The following is a 5,403-nucleotide window of genomic DNA, read 5'->3' as shown; positions in this document are numbered from 1 at the left end:
CGGCCGTGAGCTGGAAGGGCAGGCGTGCGTCGAAGGCCTCGAGCAGGTCCCCGCCGCCCGTGCGGGAGCGGGCCCCCAGCGCCCGCTGCGCGGCCCGGCGCCGGGCCAGCGCCAGCTGGAGGACCAGGGCCTCCTCGAAGCGGAACCGCTTCTGGGCGGCCCCGACCTGGGCGTAGTCGTCGGGACGGTGGGCCAGGCGCAGAGCCGTCATGATGTCCAGGACGTCGTGCTCGCGGCGCAGCTCGGGGGTGAGCACGTCGGTGACCCCGGTGACCAGGTCCAGCGCGAGTCCGACGACCCGGATCAGGTCCCAGACGTAGAGCCGGTGGGTCAACGGGTAGACCGGCAGCAGCCGCGGCAGCGAGGCCGCCTCGCCGTCCTCGCCGAACATCAGCTGGTGCGGCTGCTCGAGCTGCCAGGCGTGGTGGAAGAGCTTGGCCTTGCCGGTGAAGAGCCCCCGGCTCCCCGCCCGCATCTCGGCTGCGTACTTCTCGGCCTGCGCGGCGTACGGGCTGAAGAACGACAGCGTGAAGTCGGGTCCGTTGGTGCGGATCCTCACCTCGGTGCGGTACTGCCTCTTCTTGTGGGCGAAGAACTCGGTGACCCGCGACGACGCCACCTCGCCCACGACCGACATCATCTGGCCCACGACCGGCTCKGCGACCTCGGAGAGCTCGGTCGAGGCGATGTAGCGCCGGGGCAGGTGGTGGAGCAGCTCTCCGATCGTGCGGATGCCGAGGCCCTCCTCGACGAGCTTGCGCTTGGCGTGGCTGCGCCCGAAGACGGCCGCCACCGGTGAGTCCGGGGTGATCGAGACCATCGACTACTCCACGCTCACCAGGACCGGGTAGCGCGCCTGGCCCCCGTCGTACACCGAGACGTCGACGTGCGGGTGGACCCTCTCGACGTACGCCGCGGCGCGGGACGCCAGGCCGGCCCCGCCCTCGCCGGCCACGATCGTCACCAGCTCCCCGCCACCGCCGAGCAGCCGATCCACGACCTCGCGGGCGACGGTGTCCAGGTCGCCGCCCACCACCGCGAAGTCCCCCGCGATCACGCCGAGCACGTCACCGGGCTCGCACGGCCCGGCCATCGTCATCGCCTGCCGGGCGGCGACGGTGACCGCGCCGTGGCGCGCGTGGCGGGCGGTCGCGGTCATCTCGCGGACGTCCTGGTCGAAGGTCCGCCCGGGCTCGTGCACCGCGAGGGCCGCGAGGCCCTGCACCTGGGCGAGGCTCGGGATCACCTCGACGCGGATCCCACCCTCCTGCTCGGCGGTGCGGGCCGCGATCTCGGCCACCCGCACGGAGTCCGCGTCGTTGGGCAGCAGCACGACCTCGCTCGCCCCGCAGGAGTGGACGGCCTCGAGGAGCTGGCCCGTCGAGGGACGGCGACCCGGGCCGCCGTGGACGACCACCGCACCGGCCTCCTCGAACAGGGTGGCGAGACCGGGGCCGGCGGCCACCGCGACGACGGAGCGCTGCCGGGTGGTCGGCGGCCGGCGGGCCTCGGCGACCTGCTCGGCGAAGTGGGTCACGCGTACCCGGTGCGGACGGCCGGCCTCGATGCCGGCCTCGATCGCCGCCCCCACGTCGTCGACGTGGACGTGGACGTTCCACAGGCCGTCACCGCCGACCACGACGAGGCTGTCCCCGAGGGTGTCGAGGACCGCGCGCAGCGGCCCGAGCGCGTCGTCGTCGGCGTCGAGGAGGTACATCACCTCGTAGGCCGGGCCGTCCTCGGTGAGGTGGTCCCCGGTGATCGGGTGCGGCACCGGGATGCGGTGCCCGGTGAGCGCGACCGGCTCCGGGCGTCGGCCCGTCGACACGGTCTCGGCGGCGTCGAGCACGACGCACAACCCGCGTCCCCCGGCATCGACCACGCCGGCGTCGGCCAGCTGCTGGAGCTGCTCGGGGGTGCGGAGGAGCGCCTCCCGGGCGGCGGCGGCGGCGGCGGCGAACACGTCCCGGGCCCGGGCACCCTCACCGGAGGCGCGCTCGATCGCCGCGTCCGAGGCGGCCCTGGCGACGGTGAGGATGGTGCCCTCGACGGGTCGTCCGACCGCCGCGTAGCTCGCGTCGGTCGCCCGTCGCATGGCGTCGGCGACGATGCCGGCGTTGCGCTCCCCCACGGACGCCTCCCGCAGCCGGGCGGCGTACGCACCGAGCATCTGGCTGAGGATCACCCCGGAGTTGCCGCGGGCGCCGAGCAGCGCCCCGCGGGACAGCACGGCCAGCGCGTCGTCCAGCGGCAGGTCGGGCTGCCGGCCGACCGCGTCGCGCAGGGCGTCGCGGGCCGCGGCGACGGTGAGGAACATGTTGGTTCCGGTGTCCCCGTCAGGCACGGGATAGACGTTGAGGGCGTCGATCTCCTCGCGCGCCCCACCGAGCGCGTCGGAGGCGATGTCGACGAAACGCAGGATCGAGGTGGTCGAGATGCCGTGGGGTACGGTCTCCATCCCTGCGTGCCCTCCCCTGCTCCCTGTCCCCGGGGCGTCCGTGGAGCTGTGCTGGACGTCCGGTGCGAGTGCCACAGGGTAGTGCCCCCGGCCCCGTGCACGGCGGAGGCTCCGATTTCATCCCTTCCGAGGTTGTCGGATAGTCTGGCGCGGTTGCCCGCTGACATCTCCGCGGGCCCCCCATGGGAAATCCTCGAACTGATCGGAGTGCACGGTGGCTGCCGTCTGCGACATCTGCGCCAAGAAGCCGGGCTTCGGCAACAACCGTCCTTGGTCGCGCAAGATCACCAAGCGTCGTTTCAACCCGAACATCCAGCGCGTCCGGGCGACCGTGAACGGCACGCCCAAGCGCATGAACGTCTGCACCGGCTGCCTGAAGGCCGGCAAGGTCTCGCGCTGACCCGCTGACACACGTCGTCGAAGGCCCCGTCCCTGCTGGGACGGGGCCTTCGTCGTGCCTGGGGTCGTGCCGGGGTCAGAAGTGCGTCCAGCCCGTGGGCCCGTCGTACGCCGTCCCGTCGACCGTGACCCCTTCGCCGTCGGTGACCGCCCCGACGACGAGCCAGCCATCGGGCACCGCGGCGGGATCGGGGAAGGTCGCCAGCAGGGCGTGGTCGTCGCCGCCGCCGAGGATGAAGCCGAGGGGGTCGGCACCGAGTGCCGCGCCCACCGCGGTGAGCGGCTCGGCGATCTCGAAGGCGTCGCTGCGCACGTCGATGGCGACCCCGCTCTCGCGGGCGAGGTGGCCGGCCTCGGACAGCAGCCCGTCGGAGATGTCGATCATCGACGTCGCGCCGGCCTCGGCGGCGATCCGGCCCCCGTCGTACGGCGGCTCGGGACGACGGTAGGCCTCGACCAGCACGCGGGGCGACCGGAACCCGCGACCGAGCACGGCCAGTCCCCCGGCGGCCCAGCCCTGGCGGCCGTGGAGGGCGAGCACGTCGCCGGGCTCGGCGCCGCTGCGGACGACCGGGGCCCGGGTGCAGGCCCCGAGGACGGTGACCGCGATGACGACCTCGTCCGCGCGGGTGACGTCACCCCCGACGACGCTCGCCCCGACCAGCGCGGCCTCGGCTGCGAACCCTCGGGCGAAGTCGAGGGCCCACTGCACCGGGAGGTCGGCCGGCATGGCCATCCCGATGGTCAGCGAGTGCGCCCGCCCGCCCATGGCGTTGACGTCGGAGAGGTTCTGGGCGGCCGCACGGTGGCCCACGTCCTCGGCACTGGCCCAGTCGCGTCGGAAGTGACGACCCTCCACCATCAGATCGGTCGACACCACCACGTGGCCGTTGCGGATGCGCAGCACCGCGGCGTCGTCGCCGGGCCCGATGAGCACGTGCTCGCCCTGGGCGAAGACGGCGCCGAGCTGCTCGATCAGGCCGAACTCACCGGCATCGGCGACGGTCGTGTCGGACGGGTTCGAGGCTGGGGAAGACATGCCTCCCATCACATCAGACGACGCGGTAGGTTGGCCGACGACACATCCGAGCAGCAAGGAGTCCAGATGGTCGTCCAGGCCTACATCCTCATCCAGACCGACGTCGGCAAGGCCGCGGAGGTCGCCCAAGCGATCGCCCAGGTCAAGGGCGTCACCCTCGCCGAGGACGTCACGGGCCCCTACGACGTCATCGTCCGCGCCGAGGCCCGCAACGTCGACGAGCTGGGCAAGCTGGTCGTCTCCAAGGTGCAGAACCTCGACGGCATCACGCGCACGCTCACGTGCCCCGTCGTCCACATCTGACACCGCAGTCCTCGCGCCCCGCGTCCACCCGGACGTGGGGCGCCGCTGTGCTCGCGCTCGCCCTGTGCCTGCTGGCGTCCGTGTCGGGGTGCTCGGACGAGCCCGACCTGCCCGACCTCTCCGGGAGCGACGCCGCCGCCTGCGCCGACCTCCTCGACGCCCTGCCCGACCGGCTCGCCGGCGAGGCGATGTCGGACAGCAACGACCGCACCGCGTCGTGGGGGGACGTCGAGCTGACCTGCGGCGTGGACAGGCCCGAGGAGTACGACGAGTTCGCGCGGTGCATCCAGGTCCGCCGGGTCGGCTGGTTCGTACCCGAGGCCGAGCTCGAGGACCTGGCCGGCGACGCCACCGCGACGGCGCTGACCCACACGCCGTACGTCGCCCTGCACGTCCCGGCGGACCGTCGCGGAGCCGGCGTCGACCAGATGCTGACCGAGCTGGCCGCTCCGGTGAAGTCCGAGCTGGAGCCCACCGAGCCCTGCCACTGACGCCCCGGCTACGACTCAGCGCAGGCCGGTGTCGCGCTCCAGGGCGAGGGTGATCAGACGGTCGACCAGGGCCGCGTAGTCCACTCCCGACTCGGCCCACATCTGCGGGAACATCGAGGTCGGGGTGAAGCCCGGCATGGTGTTGAGCTCGTTGATGACCAGCGCGTGCTCGGGCGTCACGAAGAAGTCGACGCGCGCCAGCCCCTCGCAGGACAGGGCGTCGAAGGCGCGCACCGCGAGTCGTCGCAGCTCCTGCTCCACCTCGGGCGGCAGGTCGGCGGGCAGGTCGATCTCGGTCTGCTGGTCGGCGAGGTACTTGGCCTCGAAGTCGTAGAACTCGTGGTCACCGCCGGTGCGGACCTCGGCGGGACGGCTCGTCTCGGGGGCGCCGTCACGGGTGCCGAGCACGCCGCACTCGACCTCACGCGCGCCGACCATGGCCTGCTCGACCAGCACCTTGGGGTCGTGCTCGAAGGCCAGCGCCAGGCACTCGCCGATCTCGGACGCGTCGTGGATCTTGCTGATCCCGATGCTCGAGCCACCGCGGGCGGGCTTGGCGAACGCGGGGAACCCCAGCTCCTCGACCCGGGCCAGCACGCCCGCCGGGTCGGTGTCCCACTCGCCTCGGGTCACCGTGGTGCCGGGAGTGACGGGCAGGCCGGCAGCGGCCAGGACAACCTTCATGAAGGCCTTGTCCATGCCCACCGCGGAGG

Annotated in this window: 6 protein-coding genes and 1 pseudogene; 3 read left to right on the top strand and 4 right to left on the bottom strand. The window is 73.1% G+C overall.

The window, feature by feature from the left end; translation table 11 throughout:
- Positions 1-820, bottom strand: a pseudogene (locus tag ACXJKL_RS13480) (ATP-dependent DNA helicase RecG); the annotation flags it as partial.
- A gap of 3 nt (positions 821-823) precedes the next feature.
- On the bottom strand, positions 824-2,458 hold the full coding sequence (locus ACXJKL_RS13475) for a DAK2 domain-containing protein (protein ID WP_457207555.1): 1,635 nt from the start codon (positions 2,456-2,458) through the stop codon (positions 824-826).
- Positions 2,459-2,672: 214 nt separating this feature from the next.
- Here ACXJKL_RS13475 and rpmB point away from each other — a divergent pair, with 214 nt between their 5' ends.
- Entirely contained in the window at positions 2,673-2,858 is a 186-nt protein-coding gene (gene rpmB / locus ACXJKL_RS13470) for a 50S ribosomal protein L28 (RefSeq protein WP_056885645.1), read from the top strand.
- A gap of 75 nt (positions 2,859-2,933) precedes the next feature.
- On the opposite strand, the gene ACXJKL_RS13465 is transcribed toward rpmB, so the two are convergent.
- Entirely contained in the window at positions 2,934-3,896 is a 963-nt protein-coding gene (locus ACXJKL_RS13465) for a thiamine-phosphate kinase (protein ID WP_457207554.1), read from the bottom strand.
- 66 nt (positions 3,897-3,962) lie between these two features.
- Between ACXJKL_RS13465 and ACXJKL_RS13460 the strand changes: the two genes are divergently transcribed.
- Complete coding sequence (locus tag ACXJKL_RS13460) at positions 3,963-4,199, top strand: Lrp/AsnC family transcriptional regulator (RefSeq protein ID WP_457207553.1); 237 nt, start codon at positions 3,963-3,965, stop codon at positions 4,197-4,199.
- Between the two features lie 47 nt (positions 4,200-4,246).
- Positions 4,247-4,690 (top strand): DUF3515 family protein, encoded by a 444-nt coding sequence (locus ACXJKL_RS13455; RefSeq protein WP_457207552.1) that lies wholly within the window; start codon positions 4,247-4,249, stop codon positions 4,688-4,690.
- Between the two features lie 15 nt (positions 4,691-4,705).
- On the opposite strand, the gene ACXJKL_RS13450 is transcribed toward ACXJKL_RS13455, so the two are convergent.
- Positions 4,706-5,403 (bottom strand): D-alanine--D-alanine ligase family protein (locus ACXJKL_RS13450; protein ID WP_457207551.1); only part of this gene is annotated, 698 nt, incomplete at its 5' end.

The sequence above is a fragment of the Nocardioides sp. P5_C9_2 genome (assembly GCF_054049555.1).
Note: the sequence above shows the minus strand (reverse complement) of the source record. Positions and strands in the feature narration are given on the sequence as shown.

What these genes read in the sequence shown, in the direction of transcription:
- ACXJKL_RS13465 (WP_457207554.1), bottom strand. Translation starts at nt 3,896, where the DNA reads ATGTCTTCCCCAGCCTCGAACCCGTCCGACACGACCGTCGCCGATGCC.
- ACXJKL_RS13460 (WP_457207553.1), top strand. Translation starts at nt 3,963, where the DNA reads ATGGTCGTCCAGGCCTACATCCTCATCCAGACCGACGTCGGCAAGGCC.
- ACXJKL_RS13475 (WP_457207555.1), bottom strand. Translation starts at nt 2,458, where the DNA reads ATGGAGACCGTACCCCACGGCATCTCGACCACCTCGATCCTGCGTTTC.